Consider the following 22,389-nt stretch of genomic DNA (forward strand, 5'->3'; position numbering starts at 1 on the left):
GTGGTTTACCCCCCAGCCCCCGCAACCGCCACCGCCACCGCCGCCTGCGGTCTGATCGGCAGCCGGTTCACCGGGCGTCCCGTAGCCGCCCGCACCGCCGAGGCGATCGCCGCCGGGGACGTCACCACCGGCACCGCGCTGACCGGCTTCGCGCCGAACGGGGCCACCACGTCCCGCTCCTCCACCAGCTTCACGATCCGGATGTCCGGCGCGTCCAGCGCCGTCGGCAGGGCGTAGTGCGTGAGATCCGGATGGCGGATCAGGCCTCGCGGCGTACGCAGGTTCTCCGTCAGCGCCGCGCCCACGCCCTGCGTGACCCCCGCTTCGATGCGGGTCGCCAGCTGCGCCGGGTTCAGGACGCGGCCCACATCCTGCGCCACCGCCATCTCCACCACGCGAATCGAGCCCAGCTCAATATCGACGTCCACGATCGCGCGGATCGCGCAGAACGCCAGGCCCACAAACGCGTCGCCCTGCCCAGCCTCGTCGAGCGGCTCCGTCGGATGCGGCCGGCACTGCGCCGTGGCCCAGAGCTCCTTGCCCTCCATCGCCTCCGTCACCGTCGTCGACAGGACTCCGTCGTACGACGTGATCTTCCCGTCCGCGATCTGCAGCAGTTCGGTCGACATCCCGAACTTGTGCGCCAGCGGCTGCAGCAGCTGCGTACGCACCATCTTCGCCGCCCGCTCCACCGCGCCGCCCGACACCCACGTGTGGCGGCCGTGCGTCGCGGGGCCCGCTGGAGGCTGGTCCGTGTCCACCGACGCGACATGCACCTCTTCGACACCCAGGACCTCCTGGACGATCTGGCGCGCCAGCGTCGAAAACCCGCCGCCCGTCTCGACCGCCGCACAGATCACCGTAGCGACCCCGCCCTGGACCTTCACCGTGGCCGTCGAGACCTCGTCCGTGCCCTCCGCGCCCAGCATGTGCACCATGCCGACCGCGTATCCGACTCCCCGACGCACCGCGCTCGGCTCGCCCGCACCCTCCGGGCCGCCCGGCAGCAGCCACTCGTCCTGGGGGGTGTCCTTGGGCAGCGCGGGAAGCGGGAAGTCGCGTACGGAGCGCAAAAGCTCCGCCACGGGAGCCGGGCACGTCACCGTCTGCCCCGTAGGCAGCAGATCACCCGTCGCCAGCACATTGCGCAGCCGCAGTTCCGCCGGGTCGAGTCCGACCTTCGCCGCGAGCTTGTCCATCTGGCCCTCGTACGCCGCGCACACCTGCAGGGCGCCTTCGCCACGCACGTGTCCCGACGGCGGGTTATTGGTACGGACGGCCCAACCCTCAATAAAGGCGTGCGGCACGACGTACGGACCGCACGCGAAAGCCACCGCCGCCGCCAGCGATTCCGACGAGGCGTCGGCGTACGCACCCGCATCCAGAAGAATCTGCGCCTCCACCTTCACCAGGCGGCCCTCCGCGTCCGCGTGGTGGCGGTAGCGCAGCAGAGTCGGGTGCCGATGAGCGTGGCCGAGGAAGGACTCCTCACGCGTGGCTGCCAGCTTGACCGGGCAGCCGGTCTTCAAAGCAAGCAGCCCCAACGGGATCTGGAAGCTGCCGTCCTCGCGGTCGCCCGTCGCGCCCGGAACACCGGTCACCACAACCTTCACGCGCTCTTGCTCCAGCCCGAAGCAAGCCGCCGCGCGGTCACGGTCCGTATGGGGATCCGTCGACGCCGTGTAGATCTCCACGCCACCGTCCGGGCGCGGGACGGCGAGGCCGGCCTCCGCGCCGATGGGCGCCGGGTCCTGGCGGCCGATGCGGTACAGGCCCTCGACGATCACCTCGCCCGTGACCTCGGGGTCGCCGTAGCTCAGCGGGATGTGGCGGATCAGGTTGCCGTCGGGGTGCAGCGGCTCGGCCGCGAAGGCCTGCTCGGGGTCGGTGACCGGTTCGAGGATCTCGTATTCGACCGCGATGGCTGCGGCGGCCAGACGAGCCGTGTCCGGGTGGTCTGCGGCCACGGCGGCGATGGCCTCGCCGTGGTGGCGGACCAGGTCGGAGGCGAAAACGGGGCGGTCGGCGACGCTGCGGCCGTGCGCGGGGTCGCCCGGCACGTCCTGGTGGGTCACTACGGCCCGTACACCCGGCATGTCCGACGCAGCCGACGTGTCGACCGAGACGATACGGGCGTGGGCGTGCGGCGAGCGCAGTACGGCGGCCCACAGCAGGCCCTCCGCCCACAGGTCCGACGCGTACGGGAACGTGCCCTCCGTCTTCGCGCGCGCGTCGGCCGGGGCGAGGGACGCGCCGAGGCCCTGAGTGGGCGCCTCGGGGCGGTGCTCGGGCTGGGTGCCGTCGACCGCCGTGGTGCTGGTCGCGGTGGCCGCGTCGTTGCTCACGCCATGCCTCCGTCGTGCGGGTGCTCGTGCGGGTGCTCGTGCTGGTGGGGCTGCTGGACGCTGCCGGCGCCGGGGGGTGCCTGGTGCGGGATGCGGGCCTCTTCGGACGCGGCGGTCGCTTCACGCTCGGCGACGACCTCGCGTACCGCTTCGAGTACGCCCCGGTAGCCGGAGCAGCGGCAGAGGTTGCCGCAGAGGGCCTGGCGGGTCTCCAGGTCGCTCGGGGCGTGGTTGCCTTCGAGCAGATCGTGGACGGTCATCGCCATGCCGGGTACGCAGAAACCGCACTGGACCGCGCCGCAGTTGGCGAGAGCGCGCTGCACGTCGGACGGCTCGCCGTCGGTGGCCAGGCCTTCTACCGTACGGACCTCGCTGCCGGCGGTGGTGGCTGCGGGCACGAGGCAGGAAGCGACCAGCCGGCCGTCGACCTGGACGGCGCAGGCGCCGCACTCTCCCTGGGAACAGCCGTCCTTGGCGCCGGCCAGGCCGAGGCGCTCTCGCAGGACGTAAAGGAGGGACTCGCCGATCCAGGCGCCTGTGACGGGGCGGTCGGCGCCGTTCACCCGGAGGACGTAGGAGGCATGGGGGTGCTCGCTGTGGGCGTCTTCCGGGGTTTCCGGGGCGCCGGCGACGGCGTCGGGATCGGCGCCCAGAGCATCGTGACCGGTGCCGGGGGCGTCGGAATCGGTGCCCTGAACGTCGGGGGCGCTGCCCAGGGCGCCGGGCTCGGGGCTGGTGCCGGGGGCGGGCTCGGTGCCGTCGCCGGGCCCAGTGCCCGAGGCGTCCGGGTCGGTCCCGCCCCGTGGCGTCTCCTCGGGCGTCGAACGTTCGGGTACTGCGATTTCTTCGGGCTCGTTGCGTTCAACGCCCTGCGGGGAGCGCCCCGGCACGTCCCCTCCCGCCACCGTGGACTGCGAGGCGGCGTCGGTCGCGTCCTGCGGTGCCGGCTGCTTCGGCTCGGGGGCGATGGGCTGCGGGGGGTGCGGCTCGAAGTCGTGCGTCAGGTGCGGGGACGGCGTCCGCTCGGGGTGGGGCGTCTGCGTCCGCTCGGGGTCGGAGGTCTGTGTCGGGTCCAGGTTCGCGGGGTGGGGCGTCTGTGGCGGCTGGGGCGCCCATGGGGCGGAGGCGCCGCCCGGCAGTGTCGGGCTTGCCTCGGCCGTGTTTGCCCAGGGGGCCGCCGCGCCGCCCGGCAGGGTCGCCGGGGGGTGGGTGTTGGCCCAATGGGACGCCAGGGCGGAGGTCGTGAACTCGCCGGATTCGTCCGGGAGGTCCCCGTCCGCCACCGGGATCGTCCACTGGCCCGTGAGCTCGGACGCGACCGGCGGCGTCGGCTCCGGGGCCGATTCGAAGCTCCACTGGCCCGTCGCACCCGGGTCGTGCGCCGGGGCGGGCGCCTGCGGGCTCTCCGGTTCCGGCCACCGCATCTCGCCCGGCGCCGAAGCCGGCATGGTCCAGGTGCCGGTCGCGCCGGGGTCGGTCGCGGCCGCGCTCGACGGCGTCTGCGGGATCTGCGGGGTTACGTGCGGAGCGATCTGCGGCGGTACGTAGTCGTGGCCGGGCGCGGCCAGTGGGTCGCCGTAATCGCCGTATCCGCCGAAGTCCGTCATGCCCTCGGGCAGCTGAACGAACGCCGTGGCCTCCGCGTCGTACTCACCGCCCTGCGGGATCGGCTGCCAGCCGCCGGGGTACGGCGCTCCCGGCGTCTCGGGGTTCGTACCGGGGTTCTCGTTCTCGCTCACGACAGTGCCCTCCCCAGCGCTCGTCGGGCCAGCGCGGCGACCGTACGCCGCAGGTGCAGTACGGCGGGCGGCAGCGGCGCGGGGGGTTCCGCCCCGTCCGGCGCCGGAGCCGGGTCCGGGATGCAGGCGGCGGCGACGTACTCGCCGAACGCAGCGCACGCGTCGGGCGCCAGCTTGCGGTCCGCGTCCCACTCGATCAGCGAGGCGATCCAGCGCTCCGCCTCCAGGGGCCGCAGGGGCATCGGCGCGATGGCGCCCACCGCGCACCGCACGTCGCGCCGCGCCGGGTCGAGGACGAGTGCGACGGACGCGGTCGCGCGGCCGGGGCCGGTGCGTCCAGTGGCTTTGAAGAAGACCTGGGGGGCGTGCAGCAGAGGTACGCGGACGAAGCCGATCAGCTCGCCGGCGCCCAGCATGTCGCGGCCGGCGAGGAGGTGGGAGACGGGCGTCTCGCGGCGTACGCCGCCCGGTCCCGCGATCACCAGCGTCGCTTCCATCGCAGCCAGTACGGGCAGGGTGTCGCCGGTGGGCGCGGCGGTGACGATGTTGCCGCCGAGCGTCCCGGCGTTACGGATCTGGGGCGGGCCCGCGGCGCGCGCGGCCGCGGCCAGCGCCGGGATGAGGGCCGCGAAGTCGGGCCGTCCCATCCGGGCGTGCGTGAGACCGGCGCCGAGCAGCGCGTTTCCGTCCTGGTACTGCCAGCCCCTGATCTCACTGATCCGGCCCAGCCCGACCAGTGCGGCGGGCCGCAGTTGCCCGGAGTTCACGGATGCCATCAGGTCCGTACCGCCCGCGACGGGCACGGCGGCAGGCATGGCGGTGAGTGCCGCCACGGCCTCGTCGAGCGAGGCCGGGAGCGTCACGGACTGCGCCGCCTGCGGTGCGTGCGTGGTCAACCCAGCTGCCCCTTCCCGGTGTCCCGGCTGTCCCGTCTGCTGCGCCGTACGGTACGTGCTCACAGTCCGGACGAGGCAACTCTGGCACATCTTGCGAACCGGCCGACGCGAGGGTCCACTAGGGGCCCCTCGTCCCTGGCCAGGGCATTGGTCCGCTTTCGCACCTCATCGGTGGTGAGTGCGAATTGACACTCTTCAGCGCCTCTTGGGTGACTTACGACTTATGCCGAGCCGTATGCCGAGCCGGGGTCCCTCCACGCTCCCAGGCCCGGCACAGTGCGGCACGCTCCTTCCCTCACGGCTCACACGTTTGGGGGCGACCCCTCGATCGGGCGTCCGAGCGTGGCCGGATTTACGTCGGGCGACGGGCGCTTGTGCCAGGGCAACGGACCGCCCGGTGGCCGGTAGTCGACCCCCAGAGCATCAAGCCGCCGGTAGTGCGCTGTCATCCGGGCCTCAAAACCGGCGAAGTCGCGTTCGGCAGGTGCCGGCAGGTCCGCCCACGCGACCTCGGCGAACGCCGCCAGGCGGGGGAACGTCTGGTAGTCGACGCGGCTCTGGTTCTCCATCACCTCGGTCCAGACGTTGGCCTGGGTGCCGATGACGTGCCGCGCCTCCTCGGGTGTCAGCTCCGCCGGTACGGGCTCGAAGCGGTAGACGTCCTCCAGCGTGCGGACGTACCCGATGGGCATCGGCTCGCCCGGGCCGCCGTCCTGGCGGTGGTCCAAGTACACCTCCTGCTGGGGGCACATGACGACGTCGTGGCCGGCTTTGGCCGCGGCGATTCCGCCCGCGTATCCGCGCCAGGACGAGACCGCCGCTCCCGGCGCGAGGCCGCCCTGGAGGATCTCGTCCCAGCCGATGAGGCGGCGTCCGCGGGCCGTGAGCCACGTGTCGAAGTGGCCGATGAACCACGACTGGAGTTCTTCCTCGCCGGCCAGGCCGAGTTCCTTGATACGCGCCTGCGCCGTCGGGGATTCCTTCCACTGGATCTTCAGTGCCTCGTCGCCGCCCACGTGGATGAAGGTGGAGGGGAAGAGTGCGAGGACTTCCTCGAAGACGCCCTCGAAGAAGCGGAGGGTGTTGTCAGTGGGGGCGAGTACGTTCGTGCTGATGCCCCAGGTGTCCCAGACGGAAAGGGCGGTCGTATCGATGACGTCTGTATTGCCCAGCTCCGGATACGCGGCGATCGCGGCCTGCGAGTGGCCCGGGATATCGATCTCCGGGACGACGGTGATATGCCGCTCGGCTGCGTACGCGACGATCTCGCGGATGTCGTCCTGCGTGTAGTAGCCGCCGTGCGGTGCCTCGGTCCACAGGTCCGACGACCGGTGGCCCCATTTGGTGCGCGCCCGCCACGCGCCGGTCTCCGTCAGTTTCGGGTGGCGCTTGATCTCGATGCGCCAGCCCTGGTCGTCGGTGAGGTGGAAGTGGAAGACGTTGAGCTTGTGCGCGGCGATGAGGTCCAGGTAGCGCAGTACGCCGTCCTTGGGCATGAAGTGGCGTGACACGTCGAGCATCAGGCCGCGCCAGGCGAAGCGCGGCTTGTCCTCGATGGCCACCATCGGTACGGACCACTCCCGCGCGGGGTCGACGGGCGCCCGCCGGAAGGCGTCCGGGCCGAGCAGCTGACGCAGGGTCTGCGCGCCCCAGAAGACGCCCGCCGCGCTGCCGCCCTCGATGAGGACGAGGTAGCCGTCGACAACCAGGCGGTAGCCCTCGGGGCCGAGGTCCTGCTCGATCTCGGGGTCGATGCGCAGCTCGATGCGGTTGCTGCCGCTGTCGCGTTCGTTGTCGCTGTCGGTGCCGTCCGGCAGCGGCAGCCCGGTGGCGGCGCCGACCGTGGCGCGCAGCCAGCGGGCCACACCCTCGGTACCGGGGCGGGCGAACAGGGCGGTGTCGCGGCCGAGGGGGTAGTGGCCCTGGGCGGGGGGCGCCCAGGCGGCGGCTCCGGGAGCCGGTACCAGATCGAGCATGGCGTCAGTCCTTAACCGCTCCGCCCAGTCCGGAGACCAGGCGTCGCTGTACGAGTACGAAGAAAACCAGCACCGGGACAGTCATCACCGTCGAGGCTGCCATGATCCCTCCCCAATCGTTTTCCTCCGGCTTGAAGAAAACCAGCAATGCCATGGGGAGTGTCGACTGTGAGGTGTCGCTGATGATGAAGGACTTGGCGAAGAGGAAGTCGTTCCACGTCGAGATGAAGGAGAAGACGCTCGTCGCGACCAGCCCCGGGAAGACGAGCGGAAAAAGGATCTGCCACAGAAAGCGGGAGCGGCTCGCGCCGTCGATGTACGCCGCCTCTTCCAACGCCTCGGGAACCGCCTTGACAAAGCCGCGCAGCATCCACACCGCGAACGGCAGCGAGAAGGCGATGTGCGGCAGGATCAGTGAGCCGAGGGTATTGAGCTGTCCGAAGTCCCTCATGAGGAAGAACAGAGGGATCGTCAGCGCCTCGATCGGCACCATCTGGGCGACCAGGAACATGATCAGCAGCGTCGTGCGGAACTTGAACCGGAAGCGGGTGACCGCTGTCGCCGCCAGAAAGGCGATCAGGGCGGAGGCGATCACCACGACGGACGCGACCAGCAGGCTGTTGAGGAAATAGCGGCCGAATTCCTGCTGCTCGAAGACGCGCCGGAAGGAGTCGAGCGACGGCGAAAGGGTCCACGGTCTGGCCTCCGTCGACTGGATCTCGCCCGCCGGTTTGAAGGCGGAAAGCACCATCCAGTACAGCGGGAAGGCCACGGCCGCGGCGATCAGCAGCGCCGACGCCTCTGCGGCCAGGCGCCAGGGGCGGCGTACAAGAGTCATATTTCTTCAGCTCCCTGACGTCGCAGCAGCCGCAAGTACACGAGCGTGACCGCGAGCAGAATCACCAGCATCACGACGCCGATCGCCGCGCCCAGGCTGTACTGCGAGGACGCGAAGGCCTTCTGGTAGGCGTAGACGTTGAGGACGAGGTTCTGGCCGGCGATGCCGCCGCCGTTGGTCATGACGTAAATCTGGGTGAAGACCTTGAAGTCCCAGATGATCGACTGGATCGTGACGACCACCAGGATCGGCCGCAGCATCGGCGCCATCACCGACCGCCAGATCCGCCACTGCGAAGCCCCGTCGAGGGACGCCGCCTCCAGCACCTCCCCCGGGATCGCTCTGATGCCCGCGTAGACCGTCACCATCACGAACGGGAACGAGCACCACACCACTTCGAGGAGTACGAGTGCGAAGGCGCTGTAGCGCCCGTACGTCCACGAGTGGTCGCCCAGCCCCAGCACCCGGTTGACCGGCCCGAAGTCCGTGTCGAAGAGAAACACCCAGACGGTGGACCCGGTGATCGCCGGAGTCGCCCACGCGCCGAGCGCCGCCATCATCAGCGCGAGCCGCGGCACGGACCGTACGCGCGTCAGCAGCACGGCCAGCGCGCAGCCGAGCGACAGGGTGGCGATGACGCAGGCCGCCGCGAAGACGACGGTCGCCAGGAGCACCTGCCAGAACTGCGGGTCGCCGAAGAGCGTGGCGTAGTTCCCCAGCCCCTTGAAGGTGGTCGGCTCGCCGCCACTGACCTGCGCCTGCGTGTACTCCAGGAAGGAGATCAGGCCGAGCTGGTAGATCGGATAGACGAGCAGTCCGCCGAGTACGACGAGGGCGGGCGCGAGGTACAGCCACGGCGTCCAGCCGGGACCTCGCCGCAGGCTCGCACCCGGCGCACCCGACGCACCCGACGCCCTCAACCTGCCGCGCCGAACGCGTCGTTCATCTTCTTCGCCGCGTCGCCGGAGGCCGCCGCCACGTCCTTACGGCCGCTGACGACCTCCTGGAACATCGTCGGCAGTACGAGGGAGGAGTCGATCTGCGCCCAGCCCGGCGATGCCGGAGCCGCCTTCGCGCCCGCCGCGAGCGTCTTGATGAAAGGCTCGACGAACGGCTCCTTCTTCGCCGCCACCTCCCGCACATCGGTGTACGTCGGCAGGAACCCCATCGCGTCGAAGAGCTCCGCCTGCGTCTTCTTCCCCGCCAGCTCCTTCATCAGGTCGACGGCGAGCGTGCGGTGCGAACTGCTCTTCAGTACGCCGATGTTGTTGCCGCCCGCGAAAGCCGGAGCGATCTCGCCCGCCTTCACGCCGGGCAGCGGCACCACCGCGTACTTGCCCTTCACCTTGCCCGCCTCGACTGCCGCATGGCTGAAGTCGCCGCCGATCGCCATGCCCGCCTTGCCGGACGCGAAGGCGGTGACGGTGTCGTTGCCGCCCATCTCGGCGCACTTGGCGGCCGGGCAGTTGTCGGAGCCGAAGAGCGAGGTGTACGCCTTGATGCCTTTCTGGGCAGCCGGGCTGTCGATGGCGGAGGTGTACGTTCCATCGCTTCCGCCGCCCTTCTCGGCGAGTTCGCCGCCGTGGGCCCAGATGAAGGGCATCGCGCCGTACGTGTACGCGCCGCCGACCGCGAGCCCGTACAGGGCGGGCTTCGCCTCGCGGATCTTCTTTGCGGTGGTGATCAGTTCGGCCTGCGACTTGGGCGGCTTGAGCCCCAAGTCCTTGAAGACGTCGGTGCGGTAGTACAGCGCCCGTACGCCGACGAAGAGCGGGGCACCGTACACCTTGCCGTCGACCGTCACTGACTGCCTGGCCGTGGGGTCGGTGTCCTTGGCGTCGGCCCAGGATCCGAACTCCTCACTCACATCGGCGAGTCCGCCGTCCTTGACGTAACCGGCGGTGTCAGTGTTTCCGTACTCGATCAGATCAGGGGCGCTCTTCGGGTCGTTGAAGGCGGCCTTGATCTTCTGGGCGCGGGTCTCGACCGGTATGTACTCGATCTCGACGTCGACGTCGGCCGCCGCGCCCTTGTGCCGCGCGCGGAAGGCGTCGACGGCGCGGTCGACGACCTTCCGCTTGGGCTCGTTGCTGACCTCCTGGAAGAGCCAGACGCGCAGCGTGCCGCTCTTCTCGTCCTTCTTCGCGCTGTTGTCGGAGGTCTGCGGGGCGCAGGCGGTGGCGGTGAGGCCGGCCAGTACAAGAGCGGCCGTCGGCACGGCAATTCGGGCAGAGAGCTTCATCCGGGACTCCTGTTGAGTCGGCGTTGCAACATACGCAACGTCGGTTTCGCGCTGCACAACAGGCAGGAATCTAGATCGCCCGCCACGAGCCGACAAGAGGTCTGAACCACTCTGCGCCGGCTCTCCACCACCTTGTGACCAGCCGGAGCATCCCGTGCAACGCGAACGGCCCCCGCGGTGCGCCGATGCGCACCGCGGGGGCCGTCCCCGTACCTACTGGCTACTGCCTACTTCTTGCCGCTGCTGTCCTTGCCGCCCTTGCCGCCCTTGTCCTTGTCGCCGCCTGCGCCCAGAGACTCGAAGATCTCCTTGCACATCGGACAGACCGGGTACTTCTTCGGGTCGCGGCCCGGAACCCAGACCTTGCCGCAGAGCGCGACGACGGGCGTACCGTCGAGGGCGCTCGCCATGATCTTGTCCTTCTGGACGTAATGGGCGTACCGCTCGTGGTCTCCGTCGCCGTGCGAGGTCTGCGGCGTCGGCTCGACGAGGGTCCCCGTACCTGCCCCGCGCTCGGGCTCGGGCTCAAGAGTGCTCATGGCGTCCAAGGGTACCCACCCCGGGCCCGTTCAGTTCAGGCTCGGATCGTCCGGGTACGTCGCGATCATCGCGAGTCTGCTGCGCTGCCTGCGCAGTACGGCCCGCCACAGGCTCTCCGGCTCCGGTGACGACACGTCGCCCGGCTCCGACTCGACGACGTACCAGGCGCCGCTCTTCAGTTCCTCCTCCAGCTGGCCGGGGCCCCACCCCGAGTACCCGGCGAAGATCCGCAGGGAGCCGAGCGCCGCCGCGAGGAGCTCCGGCGGGGCCTCCAGGTCGACCAGGCCGATCGCGCCGTACACCCGCCGCCAGCCGAGCGGGCCCTCGTCGCCGGGGATCACCGCGACCCCGAGAGCCGAGTCGAGCGAGACGGGGCCGCCCTGGAAGACGACGTCCGGCTCACCCGCGAGGCCGGCCCAGGGCAGCAGGATGTCCCGGACTCCGACCGGCGTCGGCCGGTTGAGGACCACGCCGAGCGAGCCCTCCTCGTCGTGATCGATGAGGAGCACCACCGCACGGTCGAAATTCGGGTCCGCCAGGGCCGGGCTGGCCACCAGCAGCCGTCCTGTGAGCGAGGACACCTCCGTCATGGCAGACATGATCCCGCACATTCGCCCTCCGGGGGGAGCGGACGGCAGTCTGTGAGGCTGCGCAGCTCAGGGCGCACCGGAGCAACGGGAGCGCGCACCGCCGGAACGTCACACTCCGCAGAGGCCGCTGTGCGGAGCGTGTTGTGTCTGATTCATGACATACGTGAACCCCGCTTGGCCTTATGGCACAGGGGTAGTCGCCCCTTACTCTTTTCTCTGGCCACCTGTCCGACCACTCCGGAACGCGAGATCCATGACCGGCACTGAAGATGTACTGCTCGTCCACGGCGGCACCCCGCTCGAGGGCGAGATCCGCGTCCGCGGCGCGAAGAACCTGGTGCCGAAGGCGATGGTCGCCGCGTTGCTCGGCAGCGGTCCGAGCCGACTGCGCAACGTGCCCGACATCCGTGACGTGCGCGTCGTACGCGGACTGCTCCAGCTGCACGGCGTGACGGTCCGCCCCGGGGAGGAACCGGGTGAGCTGATCCTCGACCCGTCCCACGTCGAGTCGGCAAACGTCGCCGACATCGACGCCCACGCGGGCTCCTCGCGCATCCCGATCCTGTTCTGCGGCCCGCTGCTGCACCGGCTCGGCCACGCCTTCATCCCGGGCCTGGGCGGCTGCGACATCGGCGGCCGGCCGATCGACTTCCACTTCGAGGTGCTGCGGCAGTTCGGCGCGACGATCGAGAAGCGGGACGACGGCCAGTACCTGGAGGCCCCGCAACGACTGCGCGGCTGCAAGATCCGGCTGCCGTACCCGTCGGTCGGCTCGACGGAGCAGGTGCTGCTGACGGCCGTACTGGCGGAAGGCGTGACGGAGCTCTCCAACGCCGCCGTGGAGCCGGAGATCGAGGACCTCATCTGCGTACTGCAGAAAATGGGCGCGATCATCTCCATGGACACCGACCGGACCATCCGGATCACCGGTGTCGACTCGCTCGGCGGCTACAACCACCGCGCTCTCCCGGACCGCCTGGAGGCGGCCTCCTGGGCGTCCGCGGCGCTCGCCACCGAGGGCAACATCTACGTGCGCGGCGCGCAGCAGCGCTCGATGATGACGTTCCTGAACACGTTCCGCCGGGTCGGCGGCGCCTTCGAAATCGACGACGAGGGCATCCGCTTCTGGCACCCGGGCGGCCCGCTCAACGCGATCGCCCTGGAGACCGACGTACACCCCGGCTTCCAGACCGACTGGCAGCAGCCGCTGGTCGTCGCCCTGACGCAGGCGTCCGGCCTGTCCATCGTCCACGAGACGGTGTACGAGTCGCGCCTGGGCTTCACCTCCGCGCTGAACCAGATGGGCGCGCACATCCAGCTCTACCGCGAGTGCCTGGGCGGCTCCGACTGCCGCTTCGGCCAGCGCAACTTCCTGCACTCGGCGGTGGTCAGCGGCCCGACGAAGCTCCAGGGGGCGGATCTGGTGATCCCCGACCTGCGCGGCGGCTTCTCGTACCTGATCGCGGCGCTCGCGGCGCAGGGCACGTCCCGGGTCCACGGCATCGACCTGATCAACCGCGGCTACGAGAACTTCATGGAGAAGCTCGTCGAGCTCGGTGCGAAGGTCGAGCTGCCGGGCGGCGCGCTCGTGTGATCGTTTGACCTACGCCGAAGGGGCGGCCGTCCGGATTACCGGGTGGCCGCCCCTTTTCGCTGTGCTCGTACGCGCTGTGCTCGTACGCCCGGCTCAGTCCCGTTCGGCGGATACCGAGGAGCTCTTCGACGCCTGGCCGCCGTCGTCGGACGAGGCCGGTGCCGATCCCATGCTGGCGGCGAGCGTCGCGGTCAGGAGTACGGCGCCCACCACGAGCAGGGAGCGGCTCGGTCGGGCCTGGGTCGATACGCGCACGTGTTACTCCTGGGTCGCTGAGTCGGGCGAACGCGCGCCTTACCAGTTTCCAGGGACGTAAACCTTTTGTGTTTGAGAATGCTTCAGCCGCTGGAGGCCGTGAGCGGGCTTCTGCGGGGGTACGGCGCCTCGCCCGGCCCCCCTTGGGGGCCAGTCGCCTTCGCGCGGCCTCCACCGACCCCTCAGGCACGCCGAAGGGGGCGGCCACCCGGCGTATTCCGGATGACCGCCCCCTTCGGGTCTGCCTTGGGTGTTACTTGCCCTTGGCGGCTTCCTTGAGCTTGGAGCCCGCGGAGACCTTCACGCTGTAGCCGGCCGGGATCTGGATCGGGTCGCCGGTCTGCGGGTTACGAGCGGTGCGAGCGGCACGGTGGGTGCGCTCGAAGGTCAGGAAGCCGGGGATGGTGACCTTCTCGTCGCCCTTGGCGACAATCTCGCCGACGGTCTCGGCGAGAGCGGCCAGCACGGCGTCGGCGTCCTTGCGGGTCACGTCGGCGCGGTCGGCCAGGGCGGCCACCAGCTCACTGCGGTTCATGTTTGTACTCCCGTGTTCTTCTTGCCTGTAAGGCGTGAGATCGAAGCCGATGCTGCCAGGGCCCTCGGACAGTCCCCGGACCCGGGTCTGTCGTCAGACCCTCGCGCCCAAATACGCATCCTGCCCCCACCAGCGGCGGGAAAGCCAATCCGGCACCCTCCGGAGTCACACGAAAAGCGCCACAGGCTCGACTTGGTGACGCTCCGTCCGCTGCCGGAAGCGGACCGCAGGGTCCTGCAGGACTCTGCAGGGCCCCGCGGGCTCATTGCCCGCCACCCTAGAGGGGGCCGTGAGGCCCTGCGACCCGCGACGCGCCGGGTGGGCAGCCGGGAAAGATCAGGCGGACGTGGAACCCGTCACAGCGGATCCCGCGGCCTTCGCGGCCGTACGGACGGCTCCCGCGACCGCGCCCGCCACCCTGTCGTTGAAGACCGACGGGATGATGTAGTTCGCGTTGAGCTCGTCCTCGGTGACGACGTCCGCGAGGGCGGCCGCGGCGGCCAGCATCATCTCCGTGTTGACGGTCCGGGACTGGGCGTCCAGGAGGCCGCGGAAGACGCCGGGGAAGACCAGCACGTTGTTGATCTGGTTCGGGAAGTCGGAGCGGCCCGTGGCCACAACAGCCGCCGTCTGACGGGCGATTGCGGGCTCGACCTCGGGGTCCGGGTTCGCGAGCGCGAAGACGATCGCACCGTCCGCCATCGCCGCGACGTCGTCGCCGTTGAGCACGTTCGGGGCCGAGACGCCGATGAAGACGTCCGCGTCGACCACGGCCTCTTTGAGGGTGCCCGTGACACCTTCAGGGTTGGTGTTGTCGGCGATCCAGCGCAGCGGGGACTCGGGTGCGGCGTCGACGAGGTCCTCGCGGCCCGCGTGCACCACGCCGTGGATGTCGGCGACGACCGCGTGCTTCATGCCCGCCGCGATCAGGAGCTTGAGGATGGCCGTACCGGCCGCACCGGCGCCGGACATGACGACCCGTACGTCACCGATCGACTTGCCGACCACGCGCAGCGCGTTGGTCAGTGAGGCGAGCACCACAATGGCCGTGCCGTGCTGGTCGTCGTGGAAGACGGGGATGTCGAGGGCCTCGCGCAGGCGCGCCTCGATCTCGAAGCAGCGGGGCGCGGAGATGTCTTCGAGGTTGATGCCCGCGAAGCCGGGGGCGATGGCCTTGACGATCTCGACAATGGCGTCGCTGTCCTGCGTGTCCAGGCAGATCGGCCACGCGTCGATGCCGGCGAAGCGCTTGAAGAGGGCCGCCTTGCCCTCCATGACCGGCAGCGCGGCCATCGGGCCGATGTTGCCCAGGCCGAGCACCGCGGAGCCGTCCGTGACCACGGCGACGGAGTTGCGCTTGATGGTGAGGCGGCGCGCGTCCTCGGGGTTCTCGGCGATCGCCATGCACACGCGGGCGACACCCGGCGTGTAGATCATCGAGAGATCGTCACGGTTGCGGATGGGGTGTTTGGACGCCATCTCGATCTTGCCGCCGAGGTGCATCAGGAAGGTACGGTCGGAGACCTTGCCCAGGGTCACGCCCTCGATGCCACGCAGGCCCTCGACGATTTCGTCGGCGTGCGCGGTCGAGCTCGCCGCGATCGTGACGTCGATCCGCAGCTTCTCGTGGCCGGAGGCGGTCACGTCGAGGCCGGTCACCGACCCGCCGTGGGACTCGACGGCCGTGGTGAGCTGGCTGACCGCGGTCCCGCTCGCGGGGACCTCCAGCCGGACCGTCATCGAGTACGAGACGCTGGGCGCCGTTGCCATGGCCGACTTCCTCTGCTTTCCCTAGCTTCATTGCTGCGCGGCCGTGGCTGTTGCCCGGCGACGCCTTCCGATGGTCGCACCTACCTGTGGGTAGCAGGTAATGCGGTCATTTTGTTTTCGGAAAGTGTTTTCCACCATACGAGAAGTGCTGGTGGAACAAAAGAGATCCGCGGCACCCGAGGGTTCCGCGGACCTCTTCTTTGTATGTACGTACTAAAGCCAGGTGGCACCGACCCGCCATGCTCGCCTCGCGGCAAGTGGTCGCTCGAAGCGACGAAGGTTGGGCCCGGGGGCTTGGATCGAGCCGGTGCCACCCCCAGGCTAACAAACCACCCCGGGAAGTGAATCCCCGATGGCAGGTTGACCCGGATTTAGTACAACAGCGCCGGAACCCCGTCCGCACGCGGCTTGTCGCGCTCCCCCGAGACGACCGTGAGCTGCTGCGTCGCGCGCGTCAGCGCCACGTACAGGACCCGCAGGCCCGCCGGGGACTCCTCCGCGATCTCGGCCGGCGATACGACGACCGTCGCGTCGTACTCCAGCCCCTTCGCCTCCAGGCTGCCGAGCGCCACCACGCGCTCGCCCAGCGGCGCGAGCCACTTGCGTGCCTGCGCGCGACGGTTCATCGCGACCACTACGCCAATCGTGCCGTCCACACGGTCCAGGAGGCGCTGCGCCTCCTCACGGGTGGTCCGGGCGAGATCATTGCCGCGTACGACACCGCCGTGCTCATGGTTCGTCGTCACAAAACGCGGCTCCACGCCCGTGGAGCGAACGGCGGCGGGCGACTCCATGCCGGGCATGGCCCGCTCCAGCACCTTGGCGGCGAGAGCGGCGATCTCCGCCGGGTTGCGGTAGTTCACGGTCAGCGTGAAGCGGCGTCGCGGGCGGCCGCCGAGGGCCTCGTCGCGGGCCGCGGCCGCCTCGTCGGGGTCGGTCCACGAGGACTGCGCCGCGTCACCGACGATCGTCCAGGTCGCGTGCTTGCCCCGGCGGCCGACCATCCGCCACTGCATGGGCGTGAGGTCCTGCGCCTCGTCGACGATGACGTGCGCGTACTCGGTGCGCTCCTGCGCGAGCCGCTCGGCCCGCTCCCACTGCGTCTCCTCGCGCTGCGGCATGAGCTCTTCCAGGCCGCTGAGCTGGTCCAGCGGGTCGTACTCGCGCTTGCGCTTGGGGCGGGCCGGCGTACCGAGCAGCGTCTGGAGCTCGTCCAGGAGCGCCACGTCGTGCACGGACAGCGGACCGTTGCCCTCGGCGTCCAGGCGGCGCAGGGAGCGGGCCAGCTGACGGGTCTCGCGCGGGTTCAGTACGCGGCGGGCCCAGCGGCCGAGGCGCCTGTCGTCGGCCATGGCGGCGAGCACCCGGCGCGGCGTGAGCTCGGGCCACCAGGCGTCCAGGAACTCGATGAACTCGGTCTCCGTCGAGATGTCCTCGTCGAAGCCGGAGCGCAGCTCCGCGATCAGCTCCTGGTCGGTGTATCTGCCCCGGCCGCTGGACTTCGACCACAGGGCGTCCAGGAGCAGCTTGCGGGCGCGGGGGCGCAGGAGGTTGACGGGGGCTGTGCCGCTGAGGACGTTGTGGCGGATGCGGTTCAGGTCGTCGGCGTTCAGCTCCACGCGCTGGCCGAAGGCGACTACGCGCAGGCGGGTGGGGGTCTGGGCCTCCTGCGGCTCCTCGTCCCCGAAGGACAGCTGGCCGTCCTCGACGGGGGCCGCCGGGGCGGGCGGCGCGTCCAGGGCGCCGCGCGCGGCGTTGCGCAGCACCTTGAGCATGCGCGAGGAGCCCTTGATGCGGGAGATGTTCGGTTCGTCGTACGTCGATGCCTCCGCGCCGTCGACCAGCGAGCCCACCGCGCGGATCGCGACCTGGCCCTCCTCGCCGAGCGAGGGCAGCACACCCTCGGTGTACGCGACGAGCAGCGGCGTCGGGGACACGATGAGGATGCCGCCCGCGTACTTCCGCCGGTTCTGGTAGAGCAGGTACGCGGCGCGGTGCAGGGCCACGGCGGTCTTGCCGGTGCCCGGGCCGCCGGAGACCTCCGTGACGGAGGCGGCGGGGGCGCGGATGACCAGGTCCTGCTCGGCCTGGATCGACGACACGATGTCGCGCATGGTGTGGCTTCGGGCCTGCCCGAGCGCCGCCATGAGCGCGCCGTCGCCGATGACGGGCAACGGCTCGCCGCCCAGGGTCGCGGTCAGCTCCGGGCGCATCAGGTCGTCCTCGACGCCGAGGACCTTGCGGCCCTTGGAGCGGATGACCCGGCGGCGTACGACCCGTCCCGGCTCCTTGGGCGTGGAGCGGTAGAACGGCGCGGCCGCCGGCGCGCGCCAGTCGATGACCAGCGGGCTGTAGTCGGAGTCGAGTACGCCGATACGCCCGATGTGCAGCGTCTCCGCGATGTCCGCGGTGAGGTCGGGGCGTACCGCGTCGTCGGCCGGGTCCACCGAGGTGAACGCGCCGTCCGGGCCCTTCTCGCCGTCCTTGCCCCGGAGCAGGTCGATGCGTCCGAAGAGGAAGTCCTCGAATTCGTTGTTGAGCCGGTTGAGGTGAATGCCGGCGCGGAAAACCTGCGCGTCGCGTTCGGCGAGCGCGCCGGGAGTACCGACCTGGCCGCGCTTGGCGGCGTCGTTCATGAGGAATTCCGCCTCGTGGATCTTCTCCTCCAGACGGCGGTACACCTGATCCAGATGATCCTGTTCCACACCGATTTCGCGGGTCCGTGCCGACTCCTGCGAGGAGGAGTCGGCAACGGAATTCACGGAATCGACAGCGGCATCCTGCGCGGCCACCGAGGCCCCCTTCTGACGTGCTGCGGGCAGCCGTCAACCGTACGCGACGGGGGGCCGCGACCGCACCTGTCAGAAGCGGAGAATTATGCCGATCTGTCAGGCTTCTACCTCGACGAGGCGCTTTCCGTCGAAGGTCCGGACCTCGAAGTGGTCGATTTCGTTACGGTTCATCGCCGCCCCGCCGTGGACGTACAGCGGGTTCTTCGCCATCTCGTGCGTGCTGTCCGCGATGCCGTATCCCCATTTCGGGACGGCCCAGCTCGTCACTGTCTCTTCCTGGCCGTCCTTCGAGACGGCGATCAGGCTGCACTTCAGCGGGCCCTTGACGTTCTTGAGCTCCAGGACGGTGTGGGTGCCCCAGGCCTTCTTCTCCATGCCGACCGTCGCGCTGACCTTCGTGCTCGCGTCGGTCGCGACGATCTTCTCCTCCATGTGGTTGAAGAAGGCATCCTCGGCGGGGCTGGTGGGGTGCGGCTCTCCCGCGATGTTGCCGCCCTTGTCGTCGTTGCCTGCCGTCAGACCAGCCACGACGGCGATCGTGGGGCCGCCGACCACCAGTACCGCCGCTGCCGCGACCAGGTAGAACCCGCGGCGGCGGCGCTGCGCGCGGCCTGCGGCGACCTCGTCGGTGAGCCGGCTCAGCAGCTGCGGGCTCGGCTCGGTCAGCCGCGGGGGCGGGCCCGGGGATTCGGCCAGCGCGGCCATCAGCGGCTCCATGCCCGCGAAGTCGTCCAGCTGCGCGGCGCAGTACTCGCAGTAGGCCAGGTGGGCCTCGAAGGCGGTGGCATCCGCGTCGTCCAGGATGCCGAGCACATAGGCGCCGACGGCGTCATGCTCGGAGTGCCGGTCGTGCGTCGTCATGCCGTCACCCCTCGTTCCTCCAGCGCGAGCTTCATGGACCGCAGTGCGTAGAAGACCCGGGACCTGACAGTCCCGCTGGGTATGCCGAGCACTTCGGCCGCCTCATTGACCGTACGCCCTCTGAAGTACGTCTCGACAAGTGCTTCCCGGTGAGCGGGAGTCAAATCGTCGAGCGCGTCGGAGAGCGTCATCAGCCACAACGCCTTGTCGATCTCGTCCTCCGCGGGCATGACCTCCAGCGGCGACGGATCGACCTCCTGCGGCCGGGACTGCCGACTGCGGTGGTTGTCGATGACGATGCGTCTTGCGACCGTCACCAGCCAGGGGCGTACAGAACCGGTCGCCCGGTTGAGCTGACCGGCGTTCTTCCAGGCACGGATGAGCGTCTCCTGTACGACGTCCTCGGCGCGCTGGCGGTCGCCGGCGACGAGGCGGAGTACATAGGCGAGCAGTGGTCCGGCGTGCTCTCGGTAGAGCGCGCGCATCAACTCCTCGTCCGGCGTCGGTTTTTCGGCGCGCGGTCGCTCGCTGCGATGTCGAGCCCTGTGCTGACGGCTATCGGCCACGGCCGCATCCTCGCGCACCCGAACCTCCCGGTCGAGACCCTGTGTGGCTCCCTCCCCCATCACTACGGACTGGTTCGGCGATCTACTCAACGAGATCCGAAAAACTTTTCAGGTGCGGGCTTTTCAGGCGCGGGCCTTAGGCGCGGGCCGCGGCGATTGCCCGGCGCCGGTGCCGGGCGACTCGTTCCCGGTTGCCGCACACCTCGCTGGAGCACCAGCGCCTGCGGCGGCCGCGGGACGTGTCGAGGTACAGGCGGGCGCAGTTGTCGCCCTCGCACTGGCGCAGCAGGGCGCGGGCGGCGGGGTCCGTGAGGAGGTCCACCGTGTCGCGGGCGACGGTGGCGAGCAGCGGGGTGCATTGGGGGGTGTCGCTGAGCGCTCTGACCCAGGCGCCGTCCGGGGTGCGTACGGCTCTAACGCCGGGGGGCGGGGTGGCGGCGAAATTGTTGATGTGGTCGAGGGCGCGGGGGGCTGGGCGCCCTTGGAGCTGTGCGTGCACCAATTCGGCGACGTACGCCCTCGCTTCGGCGAATCGGCTGACCCACTCGTCGTCCACGGCGTCCAGTACGGCGTCGCCGGGCACGAGTTTCGCGCCCACGAGCCACTCCCGCAGCCTTCGTGGGCCGCTCAACTGCTCGGTGGGATGCCCGCCTGTCGCCACCAGGTCCAGACAGACCCGTCCGGAATCGAACCGCAACTCGCACGAGCCTGCGCTGCCCGCTGCCATGCGTCTGTCACCGCCTTCGCCGTCCTACCCAGAGTGCCCGGCGACGGCCCCCGCCGGAACCCCTCCCACCGGTCCTACCGGTCCTACCGGTGCAGAATGCGCTGAAAGAGCCTGTGGTCGCGCCACTCGCCGTTGATATGGAGGTAGTTCGGGGCGATGCCGATCTCTTCGAAGCCGTTCTTGGCGAGTACGCGCTGCGAGGCGGCGTTGTTGAGCAGCGTGCCGGCGGCGACACGATGCAGGCCGAGGTCGTCGCGGGCCGCCCGGCAGACTTCCGCCACGGCGGCGGTGGCGAGGCCGCGGCCGGTGCGGGTTACGTCGATCCAGTAGCCGAGGTTGGCGCTCTGGAAGGGGCCGAGGACGATGTTGGAGAGCGTGAACGCGCCGATGACGGCGTCGCCCTCCACCAGAACCCACGGCACGGCCCGCCCCGCCGCCATCTCCTCCAACTGAGCGCCCAGCCGGTCGACCTGTCCCTCGGCCGTGTAGAAGGCGTCGGGCCGATCGGGCTCCCAGGGCCGCAGATACGCACGACTGCGAGCCAGGGCTTCGCCGAGGGGCCGGGCGTCGTCAAGCGTCACGGGCCGCAACACGATCCCGCCGGCGACCGTACGGGGATGAATGATCACCCACGTACGGTACGAGGGCGCCAGTTTGCGGGGCCGCTGGGGTCGGTCCCGCGCCGGGGCGTCTCCTCGGGTGCCGAACGTTCGGGTACTGGGTTTCCGTTCGCGGTGGTTGCGTTCGACACCCTGCGGGGAGCGCCCCGCCACGGCCCCTCCTGGCACCGTGGTGTGCAAAGCGGCGTCCACCTTTCCCCCGCAGCCCGTCCGGCGTGGCCTCACGCGTCCCCCCTCAGCCCGTCCGGCGTTTGAGGACCGGGGTCTGGGGCGGAGCCCCGGTTTCGGGAAGGGGCGGGGTGGGGAAAAGCCGGCCGCGCCGGGTCGGCAAGCTACGCGTCCGCGTACTTCGTGTCCGCCGACGGGTCCAGTGCCAAGCGGTAGCCCCGCTTGACCACCGTCTGGATCAGGTTCGGCGCGCCGAGGGACGTCCGCAGGCGGGCCATCGCCGTTTCAACGGCGTGCTCGTCCCGGCCGGAGCCCGGCAGCGCGCGCAGGAGGTCCGCTCGGGAGACGACCCAGCCGGGGCGGCGGACCAGGGCCCGCAGCAGGGACATGCCGGCGGGCGGCACAGGGCGGAGTTCGCCGTCGACCACGACCGCGTGGCCCCGGATCTCGATACTGCGGCCGGCGACCGGCAGGGTCCGGGCGCGGCCCGGGAGCTCGCGGCAGACCAGCTGGACCAGCGGGCCGAGCCGGAAGCGGTCGGGCTGGACCGTGTCGATGCCGAGCGCCTGGAGGGGCAGCGCGGTGACCGGGCCGACGCAGGCCGCCAGTACGTCGTGGTTGAGCGCCTCCAGGAGGTCCGGCAGCTGCCCTCGCTCCTCGGCCCGGGAGAGCAGCGACGCCGCGGCCGGGGCGCTGGTGAAGGCCAGGGCGTCCACACCGCGCCCCACCGTCGCGTCGATGAGGCGGTCCAGCGGTGCGATGTCCTCCGGCGGCATCCAGCGGTAGACGGGAACTCCGACCACCTCCGCGCCGCCCGCCCGCAGCGCCTCCACGAAGCCGGGCAGCGGTTCGCCGTGCAGCTGGATCGCGATACGGCGGTCCGCCACCCCCTCGGCGAGGAGGCGGTCGAGGACCTCGGCCATGGACTCCGAGGTGGGCGACCATTCCTCGGTGAGGCCGGCGGCCCGGATCGCGCCCTTGACCTTCGGACCGCGGGCGAGGAGTTCGACGTTCTGCAGGCGTGCGAGGAGCGCCTCGCCGAGGCCCCAGCCGTCCGCCGCCTCCACCCAGCCCCGGAACCCGATCGCCGTCGTAGCGATCACGACGTCGGGCGCGTTGTCGATCAGCTGCTTCGTGGTGGCCAGGAGCTCGCTGTCGTCGGCCAGCGGCACGATCCGCAGCGCGGGCGCGTGCATGACCGCCGCGCCGCGCCGCGTCAGCAGCGTGCCCAGCTCGTCGGCGCGCCGGGCGGCGGTGACACCGATGGTGAAGCCCGCGAGCGGGCCGTGCTGGGGCTCTGGCTGTACTTCTTGCGTGGCGTTGTTCACGGACATC

19 protein-coding genes are annotated in these 22,389 nt (G+C 70.4%); 1 reads left to right on the plus strand and 18 read right to left on the minus strand.

Going from position 1 to position 22,389, the window contains the following annotated elements; translation table 11 throughout:
• Nucleotides 1-5: 5 nt before the first annotated feature.
• The 9 genes from J7E89_RS06450 to J7E89_RS06490 form a co-directional block, all read right to left on the minus strand.
• Nucleotides 6-2,345 carry a xanthine dehydrogenase family protein molybdopterin-binding subunit gene (locus tag J7E89_RS06450; RefSeq protein ID WP_214969343.1) on the minus strand — a complete coding sequence of 780 codons (2,340 nt, stop codon included), beginning with the start codon at nt 2,343-2,345 and terminating at the stop codon, nt 6-8.
• The gene (locus J7E89_RS41755) at nt 2,342-4,084 is read right to left on the minus strand and encodes a 2Fe-2S iron-sulfur cluster-binding protein (RefSeq protein ID WP_308315355.1); all 1,743 of its coding nucleotides are present in this window, start codon (nt 4,082-4,084) and stop codon (nt 2,342-2,344) included. Before J7E89_RS41755 ends, J7E89_RS06450 begins: the two co-directional genes overlap by 4 nt.
• On the minus strand, nt 4,081-4,980 hold the full coding sequence (locus J7E89_RS06460) for a xanthine dehydrogenase family protein subunit M (RefSeq protein WP_214969345.1): 900 nt from the start codon (nt 4,978-4,980) through the stop codon (nt 4,081-4,083). The genes J7E89_RS41755 and J7E89_RS06460 overlap by 4 nt, the downstream gene beginning before the upstream one ends.
• A 302-nt stretch (nt 4,981-5,282) precedes the next feature.
• Nucleotides 5,283-6,956: a beta-N-acetylhexosaminidase gene (locus tag J7E89_RS06465; RefSeq protein WP_214969347.1), complete on the minus strand. Its 1,674-nt coding sequence runs from the start codon at nt 6,954-6,956 to the stop codon at nt 5,283-5,285.
• 4 nt (nt 6,957-6,960) lie between these two features.
• Nucleotides 6,961-7,794: a carbohydrate ABC transporter permease gene (locus J7E89_RS06470; RefSeq protein ID WP_214969349.1), complete on the minus strand. Its 834-nt coding sequence runs from the start codon at nt 7,792-7,794 to the stop codon at nt 6,961-6,963.
• Entirely contained in the window at nt 7,791-8,714 is a 924-nt protein-coding gene (locus J7E89_RS06475; protein WP_214969351.1) for a carbohydrate ABC transporter permease, read from the minus strand. Before J7E89_RS06475 ends, J7E89_RS06470 begins: the two co-directional genes overlap by 4 nt.
• Nucleotides 8,711-10,036 carry an extracellular solute-binding protein gene (locus tag J7E89_RS06480; protein WP_214969353.1) on the minus strand — a complete coding sequence of 442 codons (1,326 nt, stop codon included), beginning with the start codon at nt 10,034-10,036 and terminating at the stop codon, nt 8,711-8,713. Before J7E89_RS06480 ends, J7E89_RS06475 begins: the two co-directional genes overlap by 4 nt.
• 227 nt (nt 10,037-10,263) lie before the next feature.
• A complete protein-coding gene (locus tag J7E89_RS06485; RefSeq protein ID WP_214969355.1) occupies nt 10,264-10,575 on the minus strand; it encodes a DUF3039 domain-containing protein in 312 nt (103 codons plus the stop codon).
• A gap of 30 nt (nt 10,576-10,605) precedes the next feature.
• On the minus strand, nt 10,606-11,166 hold the full coding sequence (locus J7E89_RS06490) for a YqgE/AlgH family protein (protein WP_214969503.1): 561 nt from the start codon (nt 11,164-11,166) through the stop codon (nt 10,606-10,608).
• A 253-nt stretch (nt 11,167-11,419) separates the two neighbouring features.
• On the opposite strand from J7E89_RS06490, the gene murA reads away from it, so the two are divergent.
• Nucleotides 11,420-12,760 carry a UDP-N-acetylglucosamine 1-carboxyvinyltransferase gene (gene murA / locus J7E89_RS06495; RefSeq protein WP_214969358.1) on the plus strand — a complete coding sequence of 447 codons (1,341 nt, stop codon included), beginning with the start codon at nt 11,420-11,422 and terminating at the stop codon, nt 12,758-12,760.
• 93 nt (nt 12,761-12,853) lie between these two features.
• Here murA and J7E89_RS06500 read toward each other — a convergent pair whose 3' ends face one another.
• The 9 genes from J7E89_RS06500 to J7E89_RS06540 all read right to left on the minus strand — a co-directional run bounded on the left by J7E89_RS06500 (nt 12,854) and on the right by J7E89_RS06540 (nt 22,382).
• A complete protein-coding gene (locus J7E89_RS06500; protein ID WP_214969360.1) occupies nt 12,854-13,015 on the minus strand; it encodes a hypothetical protein in 162 nt (53 codons plus the stop codon).
• A gap of 253 nt (nt 13,016-13,268) precedes the next feature.
• Entirely contained in the window at nt 13,269-13,550 is a 282-nt protein-coding gene (locus tag J7E89_RS06505) for an HU family DNA-binding protein (protein WP_028815325.1), read from the minus strand.
• 336 nt (nt 13,551-13,886) lie between these two features.
• Entirely contained in the window at nt 13,887-15,320 is a 1,434-nt protein-coding gene (locus J7E89_RS06510) for an NAD-dependent malic enzyme (protein ID WP_214969362.1), read from the minus strand.
• Between the two features lie 371 nt (nt 15,321-15,691).
• A complete protein-coding gene (locus tag J7E89_RS06515) occupies nt 15,692-18,112 on the minus strand; it encodes a UvrD-helicase domain-containing protein (RefSeq protein WP_374196789.1) in 2,421 nt (806 codons plus the stop codon).
• A gap of 96 nt (nt 18,113-18,208) precedes the next feature.
• Nucleotides 18,209-18,973, minus strand: a complete 765-nt coding sequence (locus J7E89_RS06520; RefSeq protein ID WP_214969364.1) for an anti-sigma factor — start codon at nt 18,971-18,973, stop codon at nt 18,209-18,211.
• Complete coding sequence (locus tag J7E89_RS06525) at nt 18,970-19,599, minus strand: sigma-70 family RNA polymerase sigma factor (protein WP_214969366.1); 630 nt, start codon at nt 19,597-19,599, stop codon at nt 18,970-18,972. The genes J7E89_RS06520 and J7E89_RS06525 overlap by 4 nt, the downstream gene beginning before the upstream one ends.
• Before the next feature lie 76 nt (nt 19,600-19,675).
• A complete protein-coding gene (locus J7E89_RS06530) occupies nt 19,676-20,266 on the minus strand; it encodes an ABATE domain-containing protein (RefSeq protein ID WP_214969368.1) in 591 nt (196 codons plus the stop codon).
• Between the two features lie 83 nt (nt 20,267-20,349).
• Complete coding sequence (locus J7E89_RS06535) at nt 20,350-20,862, minus strand: GNAT family protein (protein WP_308315364.1); 513 nt, start codon at nt 20,860-20,862, stop codon at nt 20,350-20,352.
• Nucleotides 20,863-21,218: 356 nt separating this feature from the next.
• Complete coding sequence (locus J7E89_RS06540) at nt 21,219-22,382, minus strand: uroporphyrinogen-III synthase (RefSeq protein WP_308315356.1); 1,164 nt, start codon at nt 22,380-22,382, stop codon at nt 21,219-21,221.
• Nucleotides 22,383-22,389: the final 7 nt, after the last annotated feature.

The sequence above is a fragment of the Streptomyces sp. ISL-100 genome, assembly GCF_018614615.1.
Taxonomy (GTDB): domain Bacteria; phylum Actinomycetota; class Actinomycetes; order Streptomycetales; family Streptomycetaceae; genus Streptomyces.